The following is a 25327-nucleotide window of genomic DNA, read 5'->3' as shown; positions in this document are numbered from 1 at the left end:
CGGGCTTCCCGGGCCCGGGGCGGCGTTCGCGCGCCCCGGGCTGCCGTTCGGGCGGCCGGGGACGGCGACGTACGCTGGGAGGGTTCGCCCCTCTCACCCTCAGCGGAGCACCTTTCACGTGAACGACCAGCCGCGTCGCCGTCCCGCCAAGCCCCACCGCCGTCCCAAGAAGGACCCGGTCCGCTTCCTCGCCTTCGAGGCGCTGCGGGCCGTCGACGAGCGCGACGCGTACGCCAACCTGGTGCTGCCCCCGCTGCTGAAGAAGGCCCGCGCCAAGGGCGACTTCGACGGCCGGGACGCGGCGCTGGCGACCGAGCTGGTCTACGGGACGCTGCGCCGCCAGGGCACGTACGACGCGATCGTGGCGGCCTGTATCGACCGGCCGCTGCGCGAGGTCGACCCGCCGGTCCTGGACGTCCTGAACATGGGCGTCCACCAGCTGCTCGGCACCCGTATCCCCACCCACGCGGCCGTCTCCGCCAGTGTGGAGCTGGCCCGGGTGGTGCTGGGGGAGGGGCGTGCGAAGTTCGTCAACGCGGTGCTGCGCAAGGTCACCGCGCACGACCTCGACGGCTGGGTGGAGAAGGTCGCCCCGCCGTACGACGAGGACGCCGAGGACCACCTCGCCGTCGTCCACTCCCACCCCCGCTGGATCGTCTCCGCCCTCTGGGACGCGCTGGGCGGCGGCCGGGCGGGCATCGAGGACCTCCTGGAGGCCGACAACGAGCGGCCCGAGGTGACGCTGGCGGCCCGCCCCGGCCGCTCCACCACCGACGAGCTGGTCAAGGCCCTGGGCGAGGACAACTCCCTGCCGGGCCGCTGGTCGCCGTACGCCGTCCGGATGGCCGAGGGCGGCGAGCCCGGCGCGCTGGAAGCCGTCCAGGAGGGCCGGGCGGGCGTCCAGGACGAGGGCAGCCAGCTCGTCGCCGCCGCCCTGGCCGCCGTACCCGTCGAGGGCCGCGACACCCGCTGGCTGGACGGCTGCGCGGGCCCCGGCGGCAAGGCCGCCCTGCTCGCGGCGCTGGCCGCCGGACGCGGCGCGATGCTGCTCGCCGCCGAGAAGCAGCCGCACCGTGCCCGGCTGGTCGAGCGGGCGCTCGCCGGCAACCCCGGCCCGTACCAGGTGATCACCGCCGACGGCACCCGCCCGCCGTGGCTGCCCGGCACCTTCGACCGCATCCTGATGGACGTGCCCTGCTCCGGCCTCGGTGCGCTGCGCCGCCGCCCGGAGTCCCGCTGGCGGCGTCGGCCCGAGGATCTGGAGGGCTTCGCCCCGCTCCAACGCGGCCTGCTGCGCGAGGCGTTGAAGGCGGTGCGGGTCGGCGGAGTGGTGGGCTACGCGACCTGCTCGCCGCATCTCGCGGAGACCCGGGTGGTGGTCGAGGACGTCCTCAAGGGCCGGGGCGGGGATCCGGTGGAGGCGGAGTGGGTCGACGCCCGCCCGCTGATGCCCGACGTGCCCGCGCTGGGGGAGGGGCCCGACGTCCAGCTCTGGCCGCATCTGCACGGCACGGACGCGATGTATCTGGCTCTGCTGCGCCGGACCGGCTGAATATCACCGCGTCAGCGTGTCCGCCCGTTGGGCAAAAGAAAAGTAAAGCGCTGGCAAAATGCCCAGAATGTGCGGACTGTGATGGCCGTGTGAGGCTTCGGAGGGCATCGAGGCGGGGAACCGGCCGCGGACGTGGCACGCTTGGGTCATGGCGCAGATCAACCCCAGCATCCTGTCCGCCGATTTCGCGCGTCTCGCCGAGGAGGCGAAGGCGGTCGAAGGCGCGGACTGGCTCCACGTCGATGTCATGGACAACCACTTCGTGCCCAACCTGACCCTCGGCGTGCCGATCGTCGAGGCGCTCGGCAAGGCCACGGACACCCCGCTGGACTGCCACCTCATGATCGAGGACGCGGACCGCTGGGCCCCGCAGTACGTGGAGGCCGGAGCCGGGTCCGTCACCTTCCACGTGGAGGCCGCGGCGGCTCCGGTGCGGCTGGCGCGGGAGATCCGGGCGAAGGGGGCGCGCGCCTCGATGGCGCTGAAGCCCGCGACGCCGATCGAGCCGTACGAGGATCTGCTGCCCGAGCTGGACATGCTGCTGATCATGACGGTCGAGCCGGGCTTCGGCGGGCAGGCCTTCCTGGACATCATGCTGCCGAAGATCCGCCGCACCCGGGAGCTGATCAGCAAGCACGGCCTCGAACTGTGGCTCCAGGTCGACGGCGGGGTCTCGGCCACCACCATCGAGCGGTGTGCCGAGGCCGGCGCCGATGTCTTCGTGGCCGGATCCGCGGTCTACGGGGCGGCGGACCCGGCGGCTGCGGTGCGCGGGCTGCGGGCGCAGGCGGAGGCGGTCACGGCCGCCGCCCCCTGGGCATGCGGCCACTGAACCAAGGGCAGATGAACGCGGTCCGACAGGGCCGATCAAGGATCGCCGGATCTGACAGGATGAACGGCGTATCGGGCGTGTGAACAGCAGTGAGGAGATCGCGGTGTCTGGCATCTCGGCGGGTCGGTCAGCCATGCGGATGGGACCCGCGGAGCTGGTGCAGGCGGCGGCCATGGCCCGCCGGTTCTACCTGGAGGGCAAGTCCAAGATCCAGATCGCCGAGGAGTTCGGCGTGAGCCGCTTCAAGGTGGCCCGGGTCCTGGAGACCGCCCTCGAACGCGATCTCGTACGGATCGAGATCCGGGTACCGGCCGAGCTCGACGCCGAACGCTCCGACGCGCTCCGGGCCCGTTACGGGCTGCGCCACGCGGTCGTCGTGGAGTCCCCGGCCGAGGAGCCGGAGGACGCCCCCGACCCGGAGAACCTGGGCGAGGTCGCGGCCGACCTCCTCGGCGAACTGGTGGCCGAGGGCGATGTGCTCGGCCTGGCCTGGGGTCGCTCCACCATCCACATGGCGGCCGCCCTCGACCGGCTCCCGCCGTGCACGGTCGTCCAGCTGACCGGGGTGTACGACGCGGGCACCGCCGAGCGCGGCTCGGTCGAGGCGGTCCGCCGGGCCGCCCAGGTGTCCGGCGGCGAGGCGCACCCCATCTACGCCCCGATGCTGCTGCCCGACCCCGCGACGGCCGCCGCGCTGCGCGAGCAGACGGGCATCGCCCGCGCCTTCGAGTACTTCGACAAGGTGACGGTCGCCGCCGTCTCCATCGGCTCCTGGGAGCCGGGCATCTCCACGGTCCACGACATGCTCTCGGACGAGGAGCGCGCCCACTACGCCTCGCTCGGCGTCGCCGCCGAGATGTCCGCGCACCTCTTCGACTCCGAAGGCCGCCGGGTCGGCCGTGACCTCGGGGAGCGCTGCATCACCGTGGAGGCGGACCGGCTGCGCCGGATCCCCGAGGTGGTCGCCATCGCGGGCGGCCGGCGCAAGGCGGCGGCGATCGGCGCGGTGCTCCGCTCCGGTCTGGTCACCAGCCTGGTCACGGACACCGCCGCGGCCGACTATCTGCTCACCGAGTCCGCCGCGGGCGTCCGCCCGGCGCTGGAGCGGGCCGACCCGGACGGGGAGTGACACCCAGGACGCGCCGAGGGCCGTGCACCCAGCGGGGTGCACGGCCCTCGGCACGTCCTGGCCGCCCTCAGCCGGCCGGCGGCGCCTTCGCCGCGCACGGGGCGGGAGCCGCCACCTCGGTGCGCGCGGGCGGGACGCCCAGCACGGTCTCCTCCAGATACTCCTCAGGCTCCTCGTACTGGCCCACGTCCGCGGGGTTGTAGCGGGGCGTCTGGCGCGACCAGTCCAGATTGCCGCGCATCCAGCTCCGCATCCCGTCGAGATACGGCACCAGCAGCCCGGACAGCTCCGGATACAGCTCAAGCAGCTCGTCCTCAGCGGTCAGGAACCGTTCGGTCTCCATCGCGAGCCGCTCCGCGACATGGTCCAGCGCCTGCTGCTCCCCGAAGCCCCGGTGGTGGCGGACCAGGTGGACGAGGTTGTGGATCTCGCCGAGCACCTGCTCCTTCTCGAAGGAGTACACGTCGTTGGCCCAGCACACGTGGTTGCACGCGGCTTCCAGCGCGGTGATGAAGCGGGGGTCGTTGTGGAGCGACTCCGGCGCCTCGATGCCCGCCACGATCTCTATGAGGTCCATGCAGACGTGGATGGCCCCGGTGTGCCGCCGCTTGGCGATGTACGTCTCCTCCGAGGGCACCACGTCCTCGGCGCGGTTTCCCGCCTCCCAGGTCGTGGCCGTCGTGAGGTAGGTGATCAGATGCCAGGCGAACCGGGTGCGCCAGTGGGGCGCGGCGTTCGGCGTCGTACGTTTCCACAGATCGGCCAGTGCGGTCACGGCGGCCGGGACCTCTTCCCCGGGCAGCGGCTCGGGGGCGGAGCCGTCGACCACCGCGCGCATGCGTTCGACGACATCTCTCACCCGATCGGGTGAACGGCCGAGGTGGCCGTCGTCGAGCTGGTCGTCGACCAGGAAGAGCCAGACGAACCAGTCGGCCACCAGGTCGAGGTGCTCCTCGTCGGCCGTCGGGTAGACCATGCCGACGAACGACCCGAAATCGGCTTGTTCGAATCGGTGCCTCGCGGACTCGCGGTGGACCAGACCCGTCCGTCTGGTCCAGGCGTCCAGATGCCCCCGGGTGTGTCCCACGTGCGGGTTGGTCCGCTGCGGGAACGGGCAGTAGATGTCCGGCAGTTCGCTGTCCACAGGCGGATCTGGATCCTCTCCGGTCAAACGGTGTGCCCAGGGGTGCCGACGAGCCGGATCGACGCTTCGGACACCCCCGAGACCTGCGGGTTTGAAGCTACCTGACCCCTTGTCACCCGGTCCAGGGATCGTGATCACGAATGATTCGAATACCGTTCGGGTAGAGTCCGTGGGTAAGGCAGGTTCCACTTGCCCGGGGCCCCCGGCCACCTTCTCGGAGCACTCCTCGGTGCTCCTTGGAGGAACGGACGAACGCGGGGGTCTTTTGCTGTGTCTTCGTGGAAACGACCTGCACCGTTTCGTATGAAAAAATGAGTGTTATGCGTTTTCTTGAGCCGGGCACCGGTCGCTACACAGAGTCCCCCGCGGTCCCGTACGACCTCACGTACGACGACGTCTTCATGGTTCCGGGCCGCTCCGCGGTCGGCTCCCGGCAGGGTGTGGACCTCTCGTCGCCCGACGGAACCGGCACCACCATTCCGCTCGTGGTCGCCAACATGACCGCCATCGCGGGCCGCCGGATGGCCGAAACCATCGCCCGCCGCGGCGGGCTCGTCGTCATCCCCCAGGACATCCCGATCGAGGTCGTCACCGACGTCATCTCCTGGGTCAAGACGCGCCACCTCGTCCTCGACACCCCGATCGAGCTGGCCCCCGGCCAGACCGTCGCCGACGCGCTGTCGCTGCTGCCCAAGCGCGCCCACGGCGCGGGCGTCGTCGTCGACGCCGACCGCCGCCCGGTGGGCGTCGTCACCGACCACGACCTCACCGGCGTCGACCGCTTCACCCAGCTCTCCGAGGTCATGTCCAAGGACCTGGTGCTGCTCGACGCCGACATCGACCCGCGCGACGCCTTCAACAAGCTCGACGGCGCCAACCGCAAGCTCGCCCCGGCGGTCGACGCCGACGGCCGCCTCGTCGGCATCCTGACCCGCAAGGCCGCCCTGCGCGCCACGCTCTACACCCCCGCCACCGACGCCGAGGGCAAGCTGCGCATCGCGGCCGCCGTCGGCATCAACGGCGACGTGGCCGGCAAGGCCAAGCAGCTCCTGGACGCGGGCGCCGACGTCCTCGTCGTGGACACCGCCCACGGCCACCAGGAATCCATGATCAGCGCGGTGAGGGCCGTGCGGGCGCTCGCCCCCCGGGTGCCGATCGTCGCGGGCAACATCGTCGCCGCCGAGGGCGTGCGCGACCTGATCGAGGCGGGCGCGGACATCATCAAGGTCGGCGTCGGCCCCGGCGCCATGTGCACCACCCGGATGATGACCGGCGTCGGCCGCCCGCAGTTCTCCGCCGTCCTGGAGTGCGCCGCCGAGGCGAAGAAGCACGGCAAGCACGTCTGGGCCGACGGTGGCGTCCGGCACCCGCGCGACGTCGCGATGGCGCTCGCCGCCGGCGCGTCCAACGTGATGATCGGCTCCTGGTTCGCGGGCACGTACGAGTCGCCCGGCGACCTCCAGCAGTCCGCCGACGGCCGCTTCTACAAGGAGTCCTTCGGGATGGCCTCGGCCCGCGCCGTCAAGAACCGCACCTCGGACGAGTCCGCGTACGACCGCGCCCGCAAGGCGCTGTTCGAGGAGGGCATCTCCACCTCGCGGATGTTCCTGGACCCGACCCGCCCGGGCGTCGAGGACCTGATCGACTCGATCATCGCGGGCGTCCGCTCCTCCTGCACCTACGCCGGTGCCGGCTCCCTCGCGGAGTTCGCCGAGAAGGCCGTCGTCGGCGTCCAGAGCGCCGCCGGTTACGCCGAGGGCAAGCCGCTGCACGCCAGCTGGAGTTGATCCCCGATCACCGCAACGACCCCGCCCCTTCCGGCCATTTCGCGCCGGAGGGGGCGGGGCCGTTTCCGGCCTTCCGGAGTGGCCGGGGCGGCGCTTCAACTCTGTTGAAATATAAGTAATATGAAGCGCACTCAGCTGCCTGCCTCTCTGCGGTAAGGGATCTCATGTCCTTCTTCACTGACCTGGCCCATCAGTACATCGACGGCGAGTGGAGGCCGGGGAAGGGGTCCTGGGACATCATCGACTTCAACCCGTTCGACGGGGAGAAGCTCGCCTCGATCCCGGTCGCCACCGCCGACGAGGTCGACCAGGCCTACCGCGCCGCGGAGCGCGCCCAGCAGGCGTGGGCGGACACCAACCCGTACAGCAGGCGGGCCGTCCTGGAGAAGGCGCTGCGCCTCGTCGAGGAGCGCGAGCCGGAGATCGGCGAGGCCATCGTCGCCGAGCTCGGCGGCACCCGGCTGAAGGCCGCCTTCGAACTGCACCTGGCCAAGGAATTCCTCCGCGAGGCGATCCAGCTGGCCCTGCGCCCCGCCGGACAGATCCTCCCCTCGCCCACCGAGGGCAAGGAGAACCGCGTCTACCGCGTGCCCGTCGGGGTCGTCGGCGTGATCAGCCCGTTCAACTTCCCCTTCCTGCTCTCCCTCAAGTCCGTCGCGCCCGCGCTGGCCCTCGGCAACGCCGTCGTCCTCAAGCCGCACCAGAACACCCCGATCTGCGGCGGCACCCTGCTCGCCAAGATCTTCGAGGACGCCGGGCTGCCCGCCGGACTGCTGAACGTCGTGATCACCGACATCGCGGAGATCGGCGACACCCTGCTGGAGCACCCCGTGCCGCAGGTCATCTCCTTCACCGGCTCGGACAAGGTCGGCCGCCACGTCGCCACCGTCTGCGCCCGCAACCTCAAGCGCGCCGTCCTCGAACTCGGCGGCAACAGCGCCCTGATCGTGCTCGACGACGCCGATGTGGACTACGCCGTCGACGCGGCGGTCTTCAGCCGGTACGTCCACCAGGGCCAGGTCTGCATGGCCGCCAACCGCATCCTGGTCGACCGCGCCGTCGAGGCGGAGTTCACCGAGAAGTTCGTCGCCAAGGTCGCCTCGCTCACCGTCGGCGACCCCGCCGACCCGGCCACCCAGATCGGCCCGCTGATCAACTCCTCGCAGGCCGAGTCCGTCTCCAAGCTCGTCGACCAGACCGTGGCGGCCGGCGCGACGGCCCTCCTGCACGGCCGCGCCGACGGCAACCTGGTCAGCCCCTCCGTCCTGACCGGCCTCGCCGCCGACTCGCCCGTCCTGCACCAGGAGATCTTCGGCCCCGTCGCCCTGCTGATCCCCTTCGACGGCGAGGACGAGGCCGTCCGCATCGCCAACGACACCCCGTACGGCCTCAGCGGCGCCGTCCACACCGGCAACATCGAGCGCGGGGTGCGGATCGGTCAGCGCATCCACACCGGCATGATCCACATCAACGACGGCACCGTCCACGACGAGCCGATCGTCCCCTTCGGCGGCGAGAAGAGCTCCGGCCTCGGCCGGCTGAACGGCGACTCGATGACCGAGGCCTTCACCACCCAGAAGTGGATCTCCATCCAGCACGGCCGCTCGCAGTTCCCCTTCTGACGGCCTGCTCCGCCGCACCGGGCATGCCCGGTGCGGCGGCCCGTGGTCTACTGCGGGAGGCGGCACCCTCCGCCTCCCGCCAGCCGACCCACCGCAGAGAAGTGAACCGCCCGACGTGCGCCTGAACGACCTCGACGAACGCATCGTCCACGCCCTCGCCGAAGACGCCCGGCGCTCCTACGCCGACATCGGCGCGCTCATCGGCCTCTCCGCCCCCGCCGTGAAACGCCGCGTCGACCGGCTGCGGGCCGAGGGCGCGATCACCGGCTTCACCGTGCGGGTCGACCCGGCGGCGCTCGGCTGGGAGACCGAGGGGTTCATCGAGATCTACTGCAGCCGCAACACCTCCCCGGAAGCGATCAAGCAGGGCCTCGCCCGCTATCCGGAGATCGCCGCGGCCTCCACCGTCACGGGCGAAGCGGACGCGGTGGTGCAGGTCTTCGCCGCCGACATGCGCCACTTCGAACAGGTCCTGGAGCGGATCGCGGGGGAGCCGTACGTCGAGCGGACCAAGTCCGTCCTGGTGCTCTCGCCACTGCTGCGCCGGTACTCGGCGGAGGCGCCGCCCGCCTAGGGCGCGCCGGGCGTTCCGAGACTGCCGCGGCCGGAAACAGGTGGCGCAGATCACCCCTCTGACCTGCGACGATGTCGGACGCAACGTTTCGCCGCCAGGGAGCCTTCCCGCGCAACGAATCAACGGTCGACGCGCAACACTCGCGCCTTGTCCGGGCCGAAGCGGGCCACGTACCTTCGATACGTCTCCCCACCCCGCCCGCACCGCCCGAGGTCAGCCATGCCGTCGTTGCGCACCGCCCTGCTCCAGAGCTCCGGACGTCCGGGCGCCGTCGCCGAGAACCTGAAGGTGCTCGACGAGGCCGCCGCACGGGCCGCCGGCGCCGGAGCCCGGCTGCTGGTCTCGCCGGAGCTGTTCCTCACCGGTTACGCCATCGGCGACGCCGTCCCCGTACTCGCCGAGCCGGCCGACGGCCCCGGCGCGCAGGCCGTCGCCGAGATCGCCGTACGCCACGGCCTCGCCGTCCTCTACGGCTACCCGGAGCACGACGGGGAGCGGATCTTCAACGCCTCCCAGCTCATCGGCCCCGACGGCACCCGTCTCGCGAACTACCGCAAGACCCACCTGTTCGGCTGCTTCGAACAGGAGTGGTTCACCCCCGGCGAGCAGACCGTCGTCCAGGCCGACCTCGACGGCCTCCGCATCGGCCTGCTGATCTGCTACGACGTCGAGTTCCCGGAGAACGTCCGGGCGCACGCCCTGGCCGGTACCGATCTGCTGCTGGTGCCCACCGCGCAGATGCACCCCTTCCAGTTCGTCGCCGAATCCGTCGTCCCCGTCCGCGCCTTCGAGAACCAGATGTACGTGGCGTACGTCAACCGCACCGGCCCGGAAGGCGAGTTCGAGTTCGTCGGGCTCAGCTGCCTGGCCGGACCCGACGGCACCGTGCGCACCCGCGCTGGCCGCGGCGAGGAGCTCGTCGTCGGCGAGGTGGACCCGGAGTTCCTGGCCGCCTCGCGCGCCGCCAACCCCTATCTGCAGGACCGCCGCCCCGGTCTGTACGGCTCCCTCGCCTGAGCCCGCCCCCTCCCCGACTTCACCTCCCCAGAGTCATCGCGCAAGGAGTCCGTACCCCATGACGTCCACGGTGCCCAACGCCGTCCAGCACACCGACGCGGCCGCCCCGCCGATCACCATGTTCGGGCCGGACTTCCCGTACGCGTACGACGACTTCCTCGCCCACCCGGCGGGCCTCGGGCAGATCCCGGCGACCGAGCACGGCCAGGAGGTCGCCGTCATCGGCGGCGGGCTCTCGGGCATCATCGCCGCGTACGAGCTGATGAAGATGGGCCTCAAGCCCGTCGTCTACGAGGCCGATCAGATCGGTGGCAGGCTGCGTACCGTCGGCTTCGACGGCTGCGACGGCGACCTCACCGCCGAGATGGGCGCGATGCGCTTCCCGCCGTCCTCCACGGCGCTCCAGCACTACATCGACCTGGTGGGACTGGAGACCCGGCCCTTCCCCAACCCGCTCTCCCCGGCCACGCCCTCGACCGTCGTGGACCTCAAGGGCGAGTCGCACTACGCCGAGACCATCGACGACCTGCCGCAGGTCTACCGCGATGTGGCCGAGGCCTGGAACGCCTGCCTGGAGGAGGGCGCCGACTTCTCCGACATGAACCGGGCGCTGCGCGAGCGCGACGTACCGCGCATCCGGGAGATCTGGGCGCAGCTCGTCGAGCGGCTCGACAACCAGACCTTCTACGGCTTCCTCTGCGAGTCCGAGGCCTTCAAGTCCTTCCGGCACCGTGAGATCTTCGGCCAGGTCGGCTTCGGCACCGGCGGCTGGGACACCGACTTCCCCAACTCCATCCTGGAGATCCTGCGCGTCGTCTACACCGAGGCCGACGACCACCACCGCGGCATCGTCGGCGGCAGCCAGCAGCTCCCGCTGCGCCTGTGGGACCGCGAGCCGCAGAAGATCGTCCACTGGCCGCTCGGCACCTCGCTCTCCTCCCTGCACGACGGCGAGCCGCGCGGCGCCGTGACCCGGCTGACCCGCACCGCGGGCAACCGCATCACCGTCACCGACGCCACCGGCGACATCCGCACCTTCCGGGCCGCGGTCTTCACCGGCCAGTCCTGGCTGCTGCTCTCCAAGATCGACTGCGATGACGCGCTCTTCCCGATCGACCACTGGACGGCGATGGAGCGCACCCACTACATGGAGTCGTCCAAGCTGTTCGTGCCGGTCGACCGGCCGTTCTGGCTGGACAAGGCCGTCGACGGCCAGGGCAACGTCACCGGCCGCGACACCATGTCGATGACGCTCACCGACCGGATGACCCGGGGGACGTACCTCCTGGACGAAGGCCCGGACAGGCCCGCCGTCATCTGCCTCTCCTACACGTGGTGCGACGACAGCCTGAAGTGGCTGCCGCTCTCCCCGAAGGAGCGCATGGACGTCATGCTCAAGTCGCTCGGCGAGATCTACCCGAACGTCGACATCCGCAGCCACATCATCGGCAACCCGGTCACCGTCTCCTGGGAGAACGAGCCGTACTTCATGGGCGCGTTCAAGGCGAACCTGCCCGGCCACTACCGCTACCAGCGGCGGCTGTTCACCCACTTCATGCAGGACCGGCTGCCCGAGGACAAGCGGGGCATCTTCCTCGCCGGGGACGACATCTCCTGGACGGCCGGCTGGGCCGAGGGCGCCGTGCAGACCGCGCTGAACGCGGTGTGGGGCGTCATGCACCAGTTCGGCGGGGCGACCGACGCGACCAACCCCGGCCCCGGCGACGTCTACGACGAGATCGCCCCGGTGGAACTCCCGGAGGACTGACCGGCGGCACGGCGCACCGACGCGGGCGCGGGCGTCAGCGGCAGGGCGTGAGCAGGAAACGCCCCACCAGACCCGCGTTCGCGTCGGTCCGCCGGCTGAACTCCTCGGCCAGCGACGGGAATCCGCGCAGCCGCCAGAGCACCCGGGCCGCCGACCAGGCCGCCTCGCGGGCCCGCTCCAGGCTCCAGGAACTCACCAGATGCGTCACCGGGTCCGCGATCTCCAGCAGATCGGGACCCGGCATCAGATCGTCGTGGATCCGCTCCTCCAGCAACACGAGGAGATCACCCACGCGCTCGAACTCCCCTTCCAGGTCCGGCGGAGCGCAGCCGAGCGTACGACAGGTGTCCACCACCGCCAGGACCAGATCGTGCCCGATGTGCGCCTGCAGACCGCTCAGCGCGAACTGCAGCGGGCGTACGCCGGGATGGCGGCGGTACTGGAGCAGCGGGCGCCAGCACTGCGGCGGCCGCCCGCCCGCCGTCGCCGTCTCCACGGCCGACAGATAGCGCTCCACGCAGCGCACGCCCAGCAGAGCGGCGGCCTCCCGGTCGTCGGGACCACCCCTGCCGAGGCCCGGACCGGTCGTCTCGACGACCTCCAGATAGGCCTCGTTGAAGACCGCCACCCCGTCCGCTGACGGCCACCGGGAACGCAATTCCCGCATACGTTCGATCACCGGGGAGCCGCCCGTCGGCGCGCCGCCGACGTGGGCCGGTACTGCGGACTGCTCGATCTGCGTCATGCGCGGAGCGTCCCAGCCATAGGCTCGCCACGGCGCCGACCGGCCCGAGGTTCATCGGAACGGACGAACGACGGTGCCGGAAAAGGGGATCGAGGAGTGCCGGGTTCACGCGCGCAGCGCCGTATCGCACACCGGGAACGCCGGCGGGCCACCCGCCGTCACGCCGTGCTGGCCGTCGCCTCGGCGGTCGTGGCGATCGGCGCCACCGCCGGGCTGATCGACGCGGGCCGGGACGACGGGCGCAACACCGCCCGCCCCGAGCCGACGCCCCCGCCGGTCCTCCAGCCCCTCCCCGCCGTGCCGACGCCCACGGCCCCGTCGCCCACCGCGTCCCCGTCCTCCGCGACCCCCGCTCCGGCCCCGTCCCCCTCGCGCACCGCGACCCGCCCGCGCACCGCCCCCGCGACGACCGCGCCCTCCCGATCGGCCACCCCCGCCCCGCCGCCCCGCACCCTGCTGTTCCGGCACCCGCGGTCGCAGGTCCTGGACTGGGTGCGGGCCAACCCCGACGACCCGCGCCGCCCGGTCATCGAGTCCCGCATCGCGGCGCAGCCCGCCGCCGTCTGGTTCACCGCCCACAACCCGGACGGGATAGCGGCGCAGGTCCGCGCGGTCACCCGGGGCGCGTCAGCCGCGGGCCGGACCCCGGTGCTCGTGCCGTACGCGATACCCGACCGGGACTGCGGCGGCGCGTCCCAGGGCGGCGCCCCGGACCTGGCCGCGTACGACGCGTGGATACGGGAGTTCGCCGAGGGGCTCGGCGCGGGTCCGGCGATAGTGATCCTGGAGCCGGACGCCATCGCCCTGTCCGACTGCCTCACCGCCCCGGAACGAGCCGCCCGCTTCGCCTCGCTGGCCCGCGCCGGACGCACCCTGCGCACCGCGAACCCGCAGGCCAGGGTCTACTTCGACGGCGGCCACTCGGGCTGGCACACCCCCGCGAAACAGGCCGCGGCGCTCCGGGCCGCCGGAGCGGCCACCAGCGGCGACGGCATCTTCACCAATGTGTCCAACTTCCACCGCACCGCCGACGAGACCGCCTACGCCCGCCGGGTGCTCGCCGCGCTCGGCGGCCCGCCCGGCCTCGGCGCGGTCGTCGACACCAGCCGCAACGGCAACGGAGCACCCGCCGCCGGCCAGTGGTGCGACCCGGCGGGCCGGGCCCTGGGGCAGACCCCGACGACCCGGACCGGGGAGGCCCGCATCGACGCGTATCTCTGGGTGAAGCTGCCGGGGGAGTCCGACGGCTGCTCGGGCACGGCGGGCTCCTTCACCCCGGAGTACGCCTATGCCCTGGCCACGGGCTGATCCACGGGCGGGCCCATCTGCTGACCGGTGTGGTCCGGCGGATCACCTCCGGCGGTGACCGGCCGGACCGGTGAGACACGACGGAGGGGCGGCACGCACCGTATGCGTCCCGCCCCTCCGTCCGTCGGCTGCCGTGCCTCAGGACTTCCCGGGTCCGGCCGGTCCCTCGGGCCCGGTGGCGTCCTCGTCGTACGCGGAGGTGCCCGAATCCAGCAGCGGTTCCTGCGTCTTGAGGTGCGCCGGGGCGAAGGCCCGCAGCACGTGGTAGCCGGTGATCACGACGATCGTGCCGAGCGCGATGCCGCCCAGTTCGAAGTTGTCGGTGATCTTCAGGCTGACCCCGCCGACGCCGATGATGATGCCCGCCGCCGCCGGGACGAGGTTGAGCGGATTGCGCAGGTCCACCCGGCCGTTGAGCCAGATCTGCGCGCCGAGCAGGCCGATCATCCCGTACAGGATCACGGTGATCCCGCCGAGCACCCCGCCCGGGATCGCGGCGACGACCGCGCCGAACTTCGGGCACAGGCCGAAGAGCAGCGCGAAACAGGCCGCCGCCCAGTAGGCGGCCGTGGAGTAGACGCGGGTCGCGGCCATCACGCCGATGTTCTCGGAGTACGTGGTGTTGGGCGGCCCGCCCACGGCGGTGGAGAGCATCGACGCCGCGCCGTCCGCCGCGATGGCGGTGCCGAGCTTGTCGTCCAGCGAATCGCCAGTCATCTCGCCCACGGCCTTCACATGCCCGGCGTTCTCCGCGACCAGCGCGATCACCACGGGCAGCGCCACCAGGATCGCGGACCACTCGAAGGCCGGGGCGTGGAAGTCCGGCAGACCGATCCAGTCGGCCTTGCCGACGGCGGAGAGGTCCAGCCGCCAGTGGTCGACCGCCTCCGCGCCGCCCGCCGGAGAGTGGATCCTGCCGAACACCAGGTCCAGGATCCAGGACAGCACGTATCCGAAGACCAGCCCCAGGAAGATCGCGATCCGGGAGAGGAACCCGCGCAGGCATACCACGGCGAGCCCGGTGAACAGCATCACCGCGAGCGCCGTCCACTGGTCCTGCGGCCAGTACGTCGAGGCGGTCACCGGCGCCAGGTTGAAGCCGATCAGCATCACGACCGCGCCGGTCACCACCGGCGGCATCGCCGCGTGGATGATCCGCGCGCCGAACCGCTGCACCGCCAGACCCACCAGGAACAGGGCCGCGCCGACCACCAGCACCGCGCCCGTGACGGTCGCGCTGTCACCGCCGCTCGCCCGGATCGTGGCCGCGACACCGACGAAGGAGAGCGAGCAGCCCAGATAGCTGGGCACCCGGCCCTTGGTCGCCAGCAGGAAGATCGCGGTCGCGACACCGGACATCATGATCGCGAGGTTCGGATCGAGGCCCATCAGGACCGGGGCGACGAACGAGGCCCCGAACATCGCCACCACATGCTGGGCGCCGAGTCCGAACGTACGGGGCCAGGAGAGCCGCTCGTCGGGGCGCACCACCGCCCCGGGCGCGGGTGTCTTCCCGTCGCCGTGCAAGGTCCAGCGCACGCCGAGGCTCATGGTTGCTCCCTGAAGGTCTGCTCGGTGTGCCGGCCGGTCCGCGATCGGGACTTCGGTGTTCACCTGCGGAAAAGATCAGCGCAATGGTAGTGGTGCGGCGGACGGCGGCCGCGCGGAGGTCGCCCGCCGCGCGCCGCCGTACCGGGTCGCCGTCGCCGTACCGCTCACGCGCCTCCCGGTTTCCGGGGCCGTACGCCTCCCGCCGCCGCGCACACCGCCCGCCCCGGTCAGCTCCCGGCGGCGCTCTTCGTCGTCGTGCCGCCGCCCACCGCCGAGCCGGTGACCTTGCGATCGGCCGACCTCAGCACTCCGGCGCCCAGCACCAGGCCGAAGGCCAGCGCCGTCACCACGCCGAACGACACCACCAGCGAGGTCGCCTCGGCCAGCGAGCCGATCGCGGAGGGGGCGATGAGGCCCGAGGTGTACGTGATGGTGGCGACGCCCGCGATGGCCTGGCTCGGGTTCGGTCCGCTGCGCCCCGCCGCGGCGAAGGCCAGCGGGACCACGACCGCCACGCCGAGGCCCAGCAGCCCGAAGCCGCACATCGCGGCCGCCGGGGAGGGCGAGAACACGACCAGCAGCCCGCCGATGGTGGCCAGCAGTCCGCCGGTGCGCACCGTGCGGACCGCGCCGAACCGGTCGACGATCCGGTCCCCGGCGATCCGGGCCACCGCCATCGTCAGCGCGAACGCCGTGGTGGACGCCGCGGCGAGGCCGTCGGAGCTGTCCAGGACGTCCCGCAGATAGACCGCGGACCAGTCCAGGCTCGCCCCTTCGGCGAACACCGCGCAGAATCCGATCGCCCCGATGACCAGGGCCGACTTCGGCGGCAGCGTGAAACGCGGCGGCGGCTCCTCCTCCGGACCGCTCTGGAGGTCGAGGACGCCCCGGCAGGCGATCAGCCCCAGCGCCGTGAGGACCAGGGCCGCGACGAGGTGGTGGAGGCGGGCGTCGGTCCCGGTGTGGGCGGCGACCGTGCCCGCCGCCGAACCGATCAGCGCGCCCACGCTCCACATGCCGTGCAGCCCCGACATGATCGACTTGTCGAGACGGTTCTCCACCTCGACGCCCAGGGCGTTCATCGCGACATCGGACATGCCCGCCGTCGCCCCGTAGACGAACAGCGCCGCGCACAGGGTGACCAGGCTCGGCGCGAGGGCGGGCAGGATCAGCGCCAGCGTCCACAGCGTCAGCAGCCCCCGCAGGGCGGTCCGCGCCCCGAACCGGTGACTGATCCGGCCGGCCAGCGGCATCGCGATCGACGCGCCGATCGCCGGGAAGGCCAGCGCCAGACCGAGCTGGCCCGCGCTCACCCCGGCATGATCCTGGATCCACGGCACCCGGGTCGCGAAGCTGCCGGTCACCGCCCCGTGCACGGTGAAGACCGCGGCGACGGCGATCCGCGCCCGCCTCACCTGGTGTGCGCTGTAGACCGTGACGGTCGAGTCGTTCGTCATGCCGTCGTGTCCCTCCCCTGGGAATTCTCGGGTGCCCCGGCCGTCCCGGCGCTCCCCTGCGACGATGCGTGGCGTAAACTATCAGGAACCCTGCCTGATAAATAGTCGTTACTTCGCGCCCCGGAGAACGCCCGGGAGAACGGCGCGGCGGCGATCTGGAAGGATCCCGGTTATGCCCGCATCACCGAGCACGGCTCGGGCCATCAACGACCGGCTCGCCCTGCGGCTGCTCCAGCAGGAGGGCCCGCTGACGGCCGCCCAGCTCAAGACGTTGACCGGACTCTCCCGCCCCACCGTCGCCGACCTCGTCGAGCGGCTCCGGGAGGCCGGGCTGATCCAGGTCGTGGGCGAGTCCGGGGCCGTGCGCCGGGGACCCAACGCCAAGCTGTACGGGATCGTCGCCGACCGGGCCCATCTCGCGGCGCTCGACGTGCGCCTCGGAAGCGTCGGTGTGGTCGTCGCCGATCTGCTGGGCGCCACCCTCGCCGAGGGCTCCCTGCCCATCGGCAGCGACACCGGCACCGAACCCGCCGTCGAGCTGGCCGCCGCCCTGCTGGAGCGCACCGCCCGCGAAGCCGGTTCCGTACCGCTGCACAGCGTCGGGATCGGAGCGCCCGGGCTGATCGACCCCGTCACCGGCGAACTGCGCGACAGCTCCGGCCTGCCCGCCTGGCACCGGGGCCTGGTACGGGAGCTCCAGCGACGGCTGCCCGCCACCGTCCTGGTGGAGAACGAGACCAACCTCGCGGCCGTCGCGGAACACCGGGAGGGCGCCGCCCACGACCGGGAGACCTTCGTCCTGCTCTGGCTCGGCCAGGGGATCGGGGCCGCCGTGATGCTGGACGGCAAGCTGCGTCAGGGGGCGTCCGGCGGCGCGGGCGAGATCGGCTTCCTGCCCGTTCCCGGGGTGAGCGGGCTGCCCTCCGCGGTCAACTGCGAGGGCGGCTTCCACTCGCTGGCCGGTTCGGTCGCGCTGTGCGAACTCGCCGCCGGGCACGGACTGGTGGACCTCGGCACGGTGGCCGAGGGCCGGGAGGAGGCGGCGGCCGCGGACGTGGTGCGCGGGGCCCTGGAGGCGGGGGAGGCCGGCGAGCCCTTCCTGAAGGAGCTGGCGGACCGCCTCGCCCTCGGCGCCGCCGCCGTCGTCTCGGTGCTCGACCCCGGCTGCGTCCTGCTCGCGGGGGCCGTCGGCCATGCGGGCGGGGCCGCGCTCGCCGCCCGGGTCGAGGAGCGGCTGGCCACGATGTCTCCGCTGCGCACCGAGGTCCGCGCCGGTTCGCTGGGCGACGGTGCGGTGCTGCGCGGGGCGCTGATCACGGCGCGGGACGCGGCGCAGGACGCGCTGTTCGCCACGGGCGGCTGACGCCCGGGAACTCCGCTCAGGCCGGACGGCGGCGGTGGTCGAGGAACTCCTCGAACGTCACGGTCCCCACGGCGTGTTCGGGCGCCAGATGGTCGCCGCGCCGGTAGCCCGCGTACGCCTTGCCCGCCAGCCGGACCGGCACCACCCGCCGGCTGCGGCCGGTGGACCGCAGGAACGCCCCGGCCAGGTCGGTCAGCTCACGGACCTCGGGGCCGCCCAGGTCGGGCACCCGGCCCGCCGGACCGCCGAGCGCCAGGGCCGTCAGCCGGCCGGCGACCTCACCGCTGTCGACCGGCTGGAGCGACACGCCGGAGGGCACCGGCAGCACGGGCAGCTTCGCCGCTCCGGACAGGATGCGCAGGGCCAGATCGTGGAACTGCGTGGTCCGCAGGATCGTCGCGCCGAGCCCGGAGTCCTCGATCATCCGCTCGACCCGGTGCTTGACCGTGTAGTAGCCCAGCGGCAGCCGGTCCACGCCGACGATCGAGATGTAGAGAAGATGCGGCGTCCCGGCCCGCTTCGCCGCGTTGATGAGAAAGCCCGCCGCCCGGTCGTCGCCGCCGCGCGGGGCGGTGGCGCAGTGGACGATCACGTCCGCCCCCTCGACCGCCGCGTCCAGCCCCTTGCCGTCACGCAGATCGACGGCGTACGAGGGGGAGCGCCGGCTGAGGCCGCGGACGTCGGCCCCTTCGGTGCGCAGTCGCTCCGCGACCTGGCGGCCGAGTGTTCCGGTGGCGCCGGTGACCAGAATCGTCGTCATGCGGCCAGTCTGCCGGAGCGGGGTCCGGCCCGGCGTGAGCGGGGAGATCCGCTCGCACCGGGCCGGAGGGCAGCAGAGGCCTCAGCAGGCGCCGAGGTCCTTCCAGGCGCCCCACTCGGTGGATCCGGGCGTCTCGCCCTTCGTCCACCACGAGGCCTTCCACTCGTGGCCGCCGTGGCTGACGACGGAGCCGCCGGTGTACTCGGTGGCCGCGTTCCAGGCCGCCGCCGAGCAGTCGCCGCCCGGCTGCGTCGGGGTCGGGGTCGGCGTCGGGCCGGTCGGGTCCGGCGTCGGCGTGGGGTTGGTCCCCGTGCCGGGCTCGACCACGGTGGTGCCGCGGGCCAGGTCACCGGCGAGGGAGTAGGACTTCCCGCCGAAGGTCACGGTCCAGTTCGACGGGGTGGAGGTGGGCAGGTAGTAGACGAAGTCCAGCTCCACCGAGGCGCCCGGGGCCAGCGTCTGCCAGGCCGGGAGCTTCAGCGAGACGCGGTTGTAGTCGCCCTTCAGGCCGCCGATGTTGTTGGCCGCCGTGTGGTCGCTGCGGATGATCGCCGTGCCGAAGCCGGACTGGTCCTTGGCGTTGGCCGGGGCGGAGGTGGAGTAGTCGAACTGGAACTCCGTACCGCCGGGCAGCGTGGCCTGGGTCCGGTTGGTGATCTTCAGCTTGGGGCTGATCGGGTAGTTGGAGTCGCCCAGCGGGAACTGCCCGAAGGAGACGTCGATGTCCAGCGCCTCGGTCGGCAGGTCGATCGTGGAGCGCTTCGCGCCGTACGGGGTGGCCGACTTGAACGCGTCGTACATCGCGGTCGTCAGCGTGGAGCCGGTCTCGTACTGCCCCTTCGCCGCGTTCCACTGATAGTCGCCCGCCAGCTCCCAGATCATCGTGCCGCCGATGCCCTTGTCCACGACGTAGTCGGCCTTGGCCTTCACCGACTGCTCGTCCTCGGTGGACAGGAACACCTTCTTCTCGGCGTTCCAGAGCCACGGGGCGACCAGCGTGGAGTCGTACTTACGGGCGTACGTGCCGGTCAGCTGAGTGTTCGCGGGGAAGCCGTAGTCGGTGACGTAATCGCCGACGATGCCCTTCTCCAGGTTCTTCGCATGCCACATCGGGTTGGAACCGGCGGGCGATTCCTTGCCGTTGGTGTCCTTGTCGTGCCACAGGTTGTCGATGCCGACCGCGCCGTCACCGCACTTGGTCAGACCCGCGCCCGCCGGGCAGTCGGTCGTGGCCGCCTTGCCCCACAGGCCGTCGGTGCCGCCCTGCACGTTCTTGAAGCCGCGGGTGTAGTACGGCAGGCCGATGTTGATCCGGCCGGCCGGCATCGAACCGCGGAAGTAGTGGTAGGCCCAGTCGGTGTTGAGGTAGCCGGTGCCGCCGTACTGCGAGGTGGAGTACACGCCCGCCTGCGCCAGTTCGGCGTCCTTGCCGTCGTCGAACAGGGAGGCGTTCGGGCCGACGTACTCGTTCCAGGCGCCGTGCAGGTCGTAGGACATGATGTTGACGTAGTCCAGGTACTTCTGCATCTGGTACGTCTCCATGCCCCGCAGCAGATAGCCGGAGGAGGGGGCGGCGACGGTCAGCAGGTAGTGCTTGCCGTCGGCCTCGCCCGCGCGGTCGAGCTTCTCGCGCAGCGTCTTCATCAGGGCGTCGTAGCCCTTGACCAGCCCGGCGCGGCGGCCGTTGGACAGCGCGTGGTCCAGCGGGTTGCCCGCGTCCTTCATCGTGGTCGCGTACTCGTAGTCGATGTCGACGCCGTTGAAGCCGTACTTCTTGATGAAGTCGACGGCGGAGTCGGCGAAGGTGTTGATGCCCGTCTGGTTGACCGAGCCGTCGGCGTTGGTGGCCATCGAGTAGAAGCCGCCCGAGTCGACGCGCTCGCCGTCGGGGCCGAAGTAGCCGCCCGTCTCGGCCCAACCGCCCACGGAGACCAGGGTCTTCACGTTCGGGTGCTGCTTCTTGTACTTCGTCAGCAGGTTGAAGTGCCCCTTGTAGGGGAGCGCCGGGTCCATCTCCGCGCCCTCGACACCGGGCCAGGTCATGCCGGTGGAGGCGTTGTCGGCGCTGTCGGGGCCGACCGAGAGCTTGTTGGACCCGTCGACGTGCGCGAAGGCGTAGTTGAGGTGCGTGACCTTGTCCCACGGGATGTCCGGGACCAGGTAGGCGTCCTTGCCGTCCTTGCCGGTACGCCAGTTGGTGAAGTAACCGATGACGCGCCGCTGGTGGTCGGCGCCCATCTTCTCGCGGCCGTCGGCGTCGTAGACGGAACAGTAGGGGACGTCGACGCCGGGGGTCTGATACAGCCCGTCGGGGCGACAGGAGGTCTGGTCGGCGGCGGCGGCCGACGGACCTGCGGCGAGTGAGCTGAACAGCAGTCCGGCGACGGCGGCGCCGGCGGCGAGCAGGGTGGCTCTCGCTCGGGTGGGGGACAGCATGTGGTCGTTCCTCCTGGGGAGGTCGGCAGAACACAACTGGCAAAGGGGTGGGTCGTGTCGGGGTCCTGGTGTGCGCACACCGCCGGACCGAACCTCGGAGGTGACGCAGAGATTAAGAGGACTAGACCAGTGCGTCAATAGGTCTGGACCTTTAACGGTCAACTTTTCCGCTGCCGCGTCGATGACTACGTTGTCGACTTCGCGCCGACGGGAGGCCGACGGGAACACGTCAGGATCCGCCGCGTCCGCTGTGACCCAGCCCACAGCCCTCACCCGCATGGCCGAGAGGTGACCGTGGCAGACTGGTTGCGTACCAATAGCAGCGCACTCCGGGGTCGGTGCAATTCCGAACCGGCGGTTACAGTCCGCGACCCGTCCGCAGCCAGCGGCCGGTTGACCAGGTGAAATTCCTGGACCGACGGTGAAAGTCCGGATGGGAGGCAGTGCGCGGCGGTTTGTCATCGGTACGCCGCCGTCGGCGGACGCATGGCCGGGAATCTCCCGGGACCCCGTGCGTTCCTGGCGTTTCCCGTTCTCGGGTTTTCGGCGTTTCCCCTGATCAGCCGCTTCATCTGTCGTCATCGACAGGCCCCGGAGTCCGTGCCCGAAGAGGCAGGAGGACCCGGTGGACACCGCAGCCGACATCACCGCCATGCGCCGAGCGATCACGCTCGCGGCGCGCGGTCTCGGCTCCACCAGCCCCAATCCGGTCGTCGGCTGTGTGATCACCGACGCCGCCGGAGAACTGGCCGGCGAAGGCTTCCACCAGCGCGCCGGAGGGCCGCACGCCGAGGTCCACGCCCTGCGCGCGGCCGGCGAGCGGGCCCGCGGCGGCACCGCCTACGTCACCCTCGAACCCTGTAACCACACCGGCCGCACCGGCCCCTGCGCCCAGGCCCTCCTGGCCGCCGGGATCAGCCGTGTCGTGTACGCGGTCGGCGACCCGAACCCGCAGGCCACCGGCGGTGGCGACACCCTGCGCGCGGCCGGGGTCCGGGCGGAGCAGGGCCTCCTCGCCGACGAGGCCGAGGCGGGCAACGCCGCCTGGCTGACCTCGGTGCGCCTCGGCCGGCCGTACGTCCTGTGGAAGTACGCCGCCACTCTCGACGGCCGGATCGCCGCCGCCGACGCCACCAGCCGCTGGATCACCTCGCCCGGGGCCCGAGCCGACGTCCACCGGCTGCGCGCCGAGGCCGACGCCGTGCTCGTCGGCTCCGGCACCGCCCGCACCGACGACCCCCAGCTGGGCGTACGCGGCATCGACGGCGCCACCCAGCCGCTGCGGGTCGTCGTCGACACGAACGCCACCGCCGTGAAGCCCGGCGCCCGGGTCCTGGACGACACCGCGCCCACGCTGCTCGCCGTGGCCGAGGACGCCCCGGCCGATCACCTCCCCGAGGCCGCCGTCCTGCGGCTGCCCCGCGCCGCCGCCGGACGCGGCCTGGACCTCGACGCCCTCCTCGCCGCCCTGCACGAGCGCGGCGTCCGCTCCGTACTCCTCGAAGGCGGGCCCACCCTCGCCGGAGCCTTCGTCGCCGCCGGGAAGGTCGACAAGGTCGTCGGCTATCTCGCCCCGGTCCTGCTCGGCGCGGGCCCCGCCGCCCTCGCCGACGCCGGAATCTCCACCATCTCCGGGGCGTTGCGCCTCGATGTGACCGAGACCGTGCCCATCGGCCCCGATCTGCGCATCACCGCCGTCCCCGCCCCTGCTCGGAAGGGAAACTGAGTGTTCACCGGAATTGTCGAAGAACTGGGTGAGGTCACCGCCGTCGAGCGGCTGGAAGACGCCTCCCGCTTCCGGCTGCGCGGCCCCGTCGTCACCGAGGGCGCCAAGCACGGCGACTCCATCGCGGTGAACGGCGTCTGCCTCACCGTCGTGGACACCGCGGACGGCGAATTCACCGCCGACGTGATGGCCGAGACACTGAAGCGCTCCAGCCTCGGCGCGCTCACCACCGGCTCCCGGGTCAACCTGGAACGCCCGATGGAACTCGGCGGCCGGCTCGGCGGACACCTCGTCCAGGGCCACGTGGACGGCACCGGCACCATCGTCGAGCGCACCCCCTCCGAGCACTGGGAGATCGTCAAGGTCTCGCTGCCGCCCGAGCTGACCCGGTACGTCGTCGAGAAGGGCTCCATCACCGTCGACGGCGTCAGCCTCACCGTCGTCGAGGCGGCGGCCGACCACTTCACCATCAGCCTCATCCCCACCACCCTCGACCTGACCACCCTCGGCCACAAGCAGCCCGGCGACCCGGTCAACCTGGAAGTGGACGTCATCGCCAAGTACGTCGAGCGGATGCTCGGCGACCGGGCCGGACAGGACCCGCGATGAACGCCGCGTCCTGGCTCAACTCCGAGGCCTTCACCGTGTTCGGCCAGCACATCAAGTGGTCGGACATGATCGGCAACATCATCGGCCTGGTCGCCCTGGCCCTCGGCTGGCGACGCTCCATCTGGACCTGGCCCGCCCAGCTGCTCTCCGGCGCCATCCTCCTGGTCGCCTTCGCCTCCGCGCACCTCTCCGGCAGCGCGGGCAAGCAGCTGGTCGTCATCGTCGTCGCCCTGTGGGGCTGGTGGTCCTGGAACCGCGGCAGGCAGCAGGCCCAGGACGGCTCCATCGCCGTCCGCTTCGCCACCTGGCGCGAGCGCGGCGTGCTGATCGGCGCCGCCGCCGTCGGCACCCTCGCCGTCGGCGGCCTGTTCACCGCCTTCCCGTCGCTGTCCTGGGACCCGTGGCCGGACGCGTACATCTTCGTCGGCACCGTCGTCGCGATGTACGCCCAGGCCCGCGGCATGGTCGAGTTCTGGTTCGCCTGGCTGCTGGTCGACCTGGTCGGCGTCCCGCTGAACTTCGCCAACGGCTTCGCCTTCTCCGGCTTCGTCTACATCATCTACGGCGCGCTCGTCCTGTGGGGCATGCGCGACTGGTGGCTGCGTACGCGGACACCCGCTCTGGAAGGAGCCACGGCATGACTGCTCAGCCCACCTGGCTGCACCCCGGCCACGACCCGCTCGCCGAGGACCTCTCGCTGGACCCGGTCGAGCAGGCCATCCGTGACATCGCCGCCGGCCGCCCCGTCGTCGTCGTGGACGACGAGGACCGCGAGAACGAGGGCGACCTCGTCATCGCCGCCGAGAAGGCCACCCCCGAGATCGTCGCCTTCATGATGAGCGAGTGCCGCGGCCTGATCTGCGCGCCCATGGAGAGCGACGAGCTGGAACGCCTCGACCTCCCGCAGATGGTCCAGCACAACACCGAGTCGATGCAGACCGCCTTCACCGTCTCCGTCGACGCCTCCGCCGCGCACGGCGTCACCACCGGCATCTCCGCCGCCGACCGCGCCACCACCCTGCGGATGCTCGCGGGCGGCGTCGCCGGCCCCGGCGACTTCGTCCGGCCCGGCCACATCTTCCCGCTGCGCGCCCGCTCCGGCGGCGTCCTCGTCCGCAACGGCCACACCGAGGCCGCCGTCGACCTCGCCCGGCTCGCCGGACTGCGCCCGGCCGGCGCGATCGTCGAGATCGCCGGCGAGGACGGCGTGATGCTCCGGCTGCCCGAGCTGGTGCCCTTCGCCCGCAAGCACGGACTGACGATCATCTCCATCGAGGACCTGATCGCCTACCGCCGCGGCAACGAGCCGACCGTCCGCCGCGAGGCGGAGACCCGGCTGCCCACCGCCTTCGGCGACTTCACCGCGTACGGCTACCGCTCCACCGTCGACGGGGTCGAGCACGTCGCCCTGGTCCACGGCGAGATCGGCGACGGCGAGGACATCCTCGTCCGGATCCACTCCGAGTGCCTGACCGGCGACATCTTCCAGTCCCAGCGCTGCGACTGCGGCCCCCAGCTGCACGCCTCCATGCGACGCATCACCGAGGAGGGCCGGGGCGTCGTCGTCTATCTGCGCGGCCACGAGGGGCGCGGCATCGGCCTGCTCTCCAAGCTGCGCGCGTACGAACTCCAGGAGCGCGGGGTCGACACCCTCGACGCCAACCTGGAGCTCGGCCTGCCCGCCGACGCCCGCGACTACGCGGCCGGAGCCCGGATCCTCGTGGACCTCGGCGTCACCAGCCTGCGGCTGATGACCAACAACCCCGACAAGACCGAGGCCGTCGTCCGCCACGGTCTCGCCGTCACCGGCCGCGAGCCCATGCCCGTCCAGGCCGGCGAGCACAATCTGCGCTACCTGCGCACCAAGCGCGACCGCATGGGCCACGATCTGCCCTGGCTCGACGCCCCCGCGTCGACCTGCGCCAACCAGTAACCGACCATCCCCAC

The 25327-nt window shown here is 71.9% G+C and carries 20 protein-coding genes and 1 riboswitch; of the genes, 14 read left to right on the top strand and 6 right to left on the bottom strand.

Annotation, left to right across the window (positions count from 1 at the left end; translation table 11 throughout):
- Positions 1–118 precede the first annotated feature (118 nt).
- The 3 genes from ACSMXR_RS04400 (at position 119) to ACSMXR_RS04390 (ending at position 3513) form a co-directional block, all read left to right on the top strand.
- Positions 119–1552, top strand: a complete 1434-nt coding sequence (locus ACSMXR_RS04400; RefSeq protein WP_473171277.1) for an RsmB/NOP family class I SAM-dependent RNA methyltransferase — start codon at positions 119–121, stop codon at positions 1550–1552.
- Between the two features lie 148 nt (positions 1553–1700).
- On the top strand, positions 1701–2384 hold the full coding sequence (gene rpe, locus ACSMXR_RS04395; RefSeq protein WP_137232322.1) for a ribulose-phosphate 3-epimerase: 684 nt from the start codon (positions 1701–1703) through the stop codon (positions 2382–2384).
- Positions 2385–2517: 133 nt separating this feature from the next.
- Positions 2518–3513, top strand: coding sequence for a sugar-binding transcriptional regulator (locus tag ACSMXR_RS04390; RefSeq protein WP_137232323.1), 996 nt, complete (start codon positions 2518–2520; stop codon positions 3511–3513).
- Positions 3514–3580: 67 nt separating this feature from the next.
- Here ACSMXR_RS04390 and ACSMXR_RS04385 read toward each other — a convergent pair whose 3' ends face one another.
- Entirely contained in the window at positions 3581–4657 is a 1077-nt protein-coding gene (locus ACSMXR_RS04385; RefSeq protein ID WP_137232324.1) for a terpene synthase family protein, read from the bottom strand.
- A gap of 320 nt (positions 4658–4977) precedes the next feature.
- Between ACSMXR_RS04385 and ACSMXR_RS04380 the strand changes: the two genes are divergently transcribed.
- The 5 genes from ACSMXR_RS04380 (at position 4978) to ACSMXR_RS04360 (ending at position 11425) form a co-directional block, all read left to right on the top strand.
- The gene (locus tag ACSMXR_RS04380) at positions 4978–6444 is read left to right on the top strand and encodes a GuaB1 family IMP dehydrogenase-related protein (protein WP_473171276.1); all 1467 of its coding nucleotides are present in this window, start codon (positions 4978–4980) and stop codon (positions 6442–6444) included.
- Positions 6445–6608: 164 nt separating this feature from the next.
- Positions 6609–8066, top strand: coding sequence for an aldehyde dehydrogenase family protein (locus tag ACSMXR_RS04375; protein ID WP_103507178.1), 1458 nt, complete (start codon positions 6609–6611; stop codon positions 8064–8066).
- Positions 8067–8181: 115 nt separating this feature from the next.
- Positions 8182–8640, top strand: a complete 459-nt coding sequence (locus ACSMXR_RS04370; RefSeq protein ID WP_030080365.1) for an Lrp/AsnC family transcriptional regulator — start codon at positions 8182–8184, stop codon at positions 8638–8640.
- A 219-nt stretch (positions 8641–8859) separates the two neighbouring features.
- Entirely contained in the window at positions 8860–9657 is a 798-nt protein-coding gene (locus tag ACSMXR_RS04365) for a carbon-nitrogen hydrolase family protein (RefSeq protein WP_473171275.1), read from the top strand.
- Positions 9658–9715: 58 nt separating this feature from the next.
- Complete coding sequence (locus tag ACSMXR_RS04360; protein WP_218526778.1) at positions 9716–11425, top strand: flavin monoamine oxidase family protein; 1710 nt, start codon at positions 9716–9718, stop codon at positions 11423–11425.
- A 34-nt stretch (positions 11426–11459) separates the two neighbouring features.
- On the opposite strand, the gene ACSMXR_RS04355 is transcribed toward ACSMXR_RS04360, so the two are convergent.
- Positions 11460–12170: a DUF5995 family protein gene (locus tag ACSMXR_RS04355; RefSeq protein WP_473171274.1), complete on the bottom strand. Its 711-nt coding sequence runs from the start codon at positions 12168–12170 to the stop codon at positions 11460–11462.
- A gap of 96 nt (positions 12171–12266) precedes the next feature.
- Here ACSMXR_RS04355 and ACSMXR_RS04350 point away from each other — a divergent pair, with 96 nt between their 5' ends.
- Positions 12267–13478 (top strand): glycoside hydrolase family 6 protein, encoded by a 1212-nt coding sequence (locus ACSMXR_RS04350; protein ID WP_473171273.1) that lies wholly within the window; start codon positions 12267–12269, stop codon positions 13476–13478.
- Positions 13479–13616: 138 nt separating this feature from the next.
- Here ACSMXR_RS04350 and ACSMXR_RS04345 read toward each other — a convergent pair whose 3' ends face one another.
- A complete protein-coding gene (locus ACSMXR_RS04345; protein ID WP_218526782.1) occupies positions 13617–15029 on the bottom strand; it encodes a uracil-xanthine permease family protein in 1413 nt (470 codons plus the stop codon).
- A 227-nt stretch (positions 15030–15256) separates the two neighbouring features.
- A complete protein-coding gene (locus ACSMXR_RS04340) occupies positions 15257–16486 on the bottom strand; it encodes an MFS transporter (protein ID WP_473171272.1) in 1230 nt (409 codons plus the stop codon).
- A 172-nt stretch (positions 16487–16658) separates the two neighbouring features.
- Between ACSMXR_RS04340 and ACSMXR_RS04335 the strand changes: the two genes are divergently transcribed.
- The gene (locus ACSMXR_RS04335; protein WP_473171271.1) at positions 16659–17849 is read left to right on the top strand and encodes an ROK family transcriptional regulator; all 1191 of its coding nucleotides are present in this window, start codon (positions 16659–16661) and stop codon (positions 17847–17849) included.
- A gap of 16 nt (positions 17850–17865) precedes the next feature.
- Here the strand turns inward: ACSMXR_RS04335 and ACSMXR_RS04330 are convergent, their stop codons facing one another.
- Positions 17866–18609, bottom strand: a complete 744-nt coding sequence (locus ACSMXR_RS04330) for an SDR family oxidoreductase (RefSeq protein WP_473171270.1) — start codon at positions 18607–18609, stop codon at positions 17866–17868.
- Positions 18610–18690: 81 nt separating this feature from the next.
- A complete protein-coding gene (locus tag ACSMXR_RS04325) occupies positions 18691–21045 on the bottom strand; it encodes a chitinase C-terminal domain-containing protein (protein WP_473171269.1) in 2355 nt (784 codons plus the stop codon).
- Between the two features lie 320 nt (positions 21046–21365).
- Positions 21366–21496, top strand: a riboswitch (FMN riboswitch).
- A gap of 174 nt (positions 21497–21670) precedes the next feature.
- On the opposite strand from ACSMXR_RS04325, the gene ribD reads away from it, so the two are divergent.
- Genes ribD through ACSMXR_RS04305 form a run of 4 tightly spaced genes read left to right on the top strand, consistent with a single transcriptional unit; the run spans position 21671 to position 25313 of the window.
- Positions 21671–22771, top strand: a complete 1101-nt coding sequence (gene ribD, locus ACSMXR_RS04320) for a bifunctional diaminohydroxyphosphoribosylaminopyrimidine deaminase/5-amino-6-(5-phosphoribosylamino)uracil reductase RibD (protein WP_473171268.1) — start codon at positions 21671–21673, stop codon at positions 22769–22771.
- Complete coding sequence (locus tag ACSMXR_RS04315; RefSeq protein ID WP_137235362.1) at positions 22772–23380, top strand: riboflavin synthase; 609 nt, start codon at positions 22772–22774, stop codon at positions 23378–23380.
- Positions 23377–24021, top strand: coding sequence for a nicotinamide mononucleotide transporter family protein (locus ACSMXR_RS04310; RefSeq protein ID WP_137235363.1), 645 nt, complete (start codon positions 23377–23379; stop codon positions 24019–24021). Before ACSMXR_RS04315 ends, ACSMXR_RS04310 begins: the two co-directional genes overlap by 4 nt.
- Complete coding sequence (locus ACSMXR_RS04305) at positions 24018–25313, top strand: bifunctional 3,4-dihydroxy-2-butanone-4-phosphate synthase/GTP cyclohydrolase II (RefSeq protein ID WP_137235364.1); 1296 nt, start codon at positions 24018–24020, stop codon at positions 25311–25313. The genes ACSMXR_RS04310 and ACSMXR_RS04305 overlap by 4 nt, the downstream gene beginning before the upstream one ends.
- The last annotated feature ends 14 nt before the right edge of the window (positions 25314–25327 follow it).

The organism is Streptomyces sp. DSM 106670 (assembly GCF_055792845.1).
This window is presented reverse-complemented; position numbering and strand designations above follow the sequence as displayed.

Coding starts and splice junctions, on each gene's coding strand:
- rpe (WP_137232322.1), top strand. CDS start 1,701: ATGGCGCAGATCAACCCCAGCATCCTGTCCGCCGATTTCGCGCGTCTC.
- ACSMXR_RS04345 (WP_218526782.1), bottom strand. CDS start 15,029: ATGAGCCTCGGCGTGCGCTGGACCTTGCACGGCGACGGGAAGACACCC.
- ACSMXR_RS04325 (WP_473171269.1), bottom strand. CDS start 21,045: ATGCTGTCCCCCACCCGAGCGAGAGCCACCCTGCTCGCCGCCGGCGCC.
- ACSMXR_RS04360 (WP_218526778.1), top strand. CDS start 9,716: ATGACGTCCACGGTGCCCAACGCCGTCCAGCACACCGACGCGGCCGCC.
- ACSMXR_RS04340 (WP_473171272.1), bottom strand. CDS start 16,486: ATGACGAACGACTCGACCGTCACGGTCTACAGCGCACACCAGGTGAGG.
- ACSMXR_RS04390 (WP_137232323.1), top strand. CDS start 2,518: ATGCGGATGGGACCCGCGGAGCTGGTGCAGGCGGCGGCCATGGCCCGC.
- ACSMXR_RS04310 (WP_137235363.1), top strand. CDS start 23,377: ATGAACGCCGCGTCCTGGCTCAACTCCGAGGCCTTCACCGTGTTCGGC.
- ACSMXR_RS04330 (WP_473171270.1), bottom strand. CDS start 18,609: ATGACGACGATTCTGGTCACCGGCGCCACCGGAACACTCGGCCGCCAG.
- ACSMXR_RS04355 (WP_473171274.1), bottom strand. CDS start 12,170: ATGACGCAGATCGAGCAGTCCGCAGTACCGGCCCACGTCGGCGGCGCG.
- ACSMXR_RS04375 (WP_103507178.1), top strand. CDS start 6,609: ATGTCCTTCTTCACTGACCTGGCCCATCAGTACATCGACGGCGAGTGG.
- ACSMXR_RS04380 (WP_473171276.1), top strand. CDS start 4,978: ATGCGTTTTCTTGAGCCGGGCACCGGTCGCTACACAGAGTCCCCCGCG.
- ACSMXR_RS04335 (WP_473171271.1), top strand. CDS start 16,659: ATGCCCGCATCACCGAGCACGGCTCGGGCCATCAACGACCGGCTCGCC.
- ACSMXR_RS04365 (WP_473171275.1), top strand. CDS start 8,860: ATGCCGTCGTTGCGCACCGCCCTGCTCCAGAGCTCCGGACGTCCGGGC.
- ACSMXR_RS04305 (WP_137235364.1), top strand. CDS start 24,018: ATGACTGCTCAGCCCACCTGGCTGCACCCCGGCCACGACCCGCTCGCC.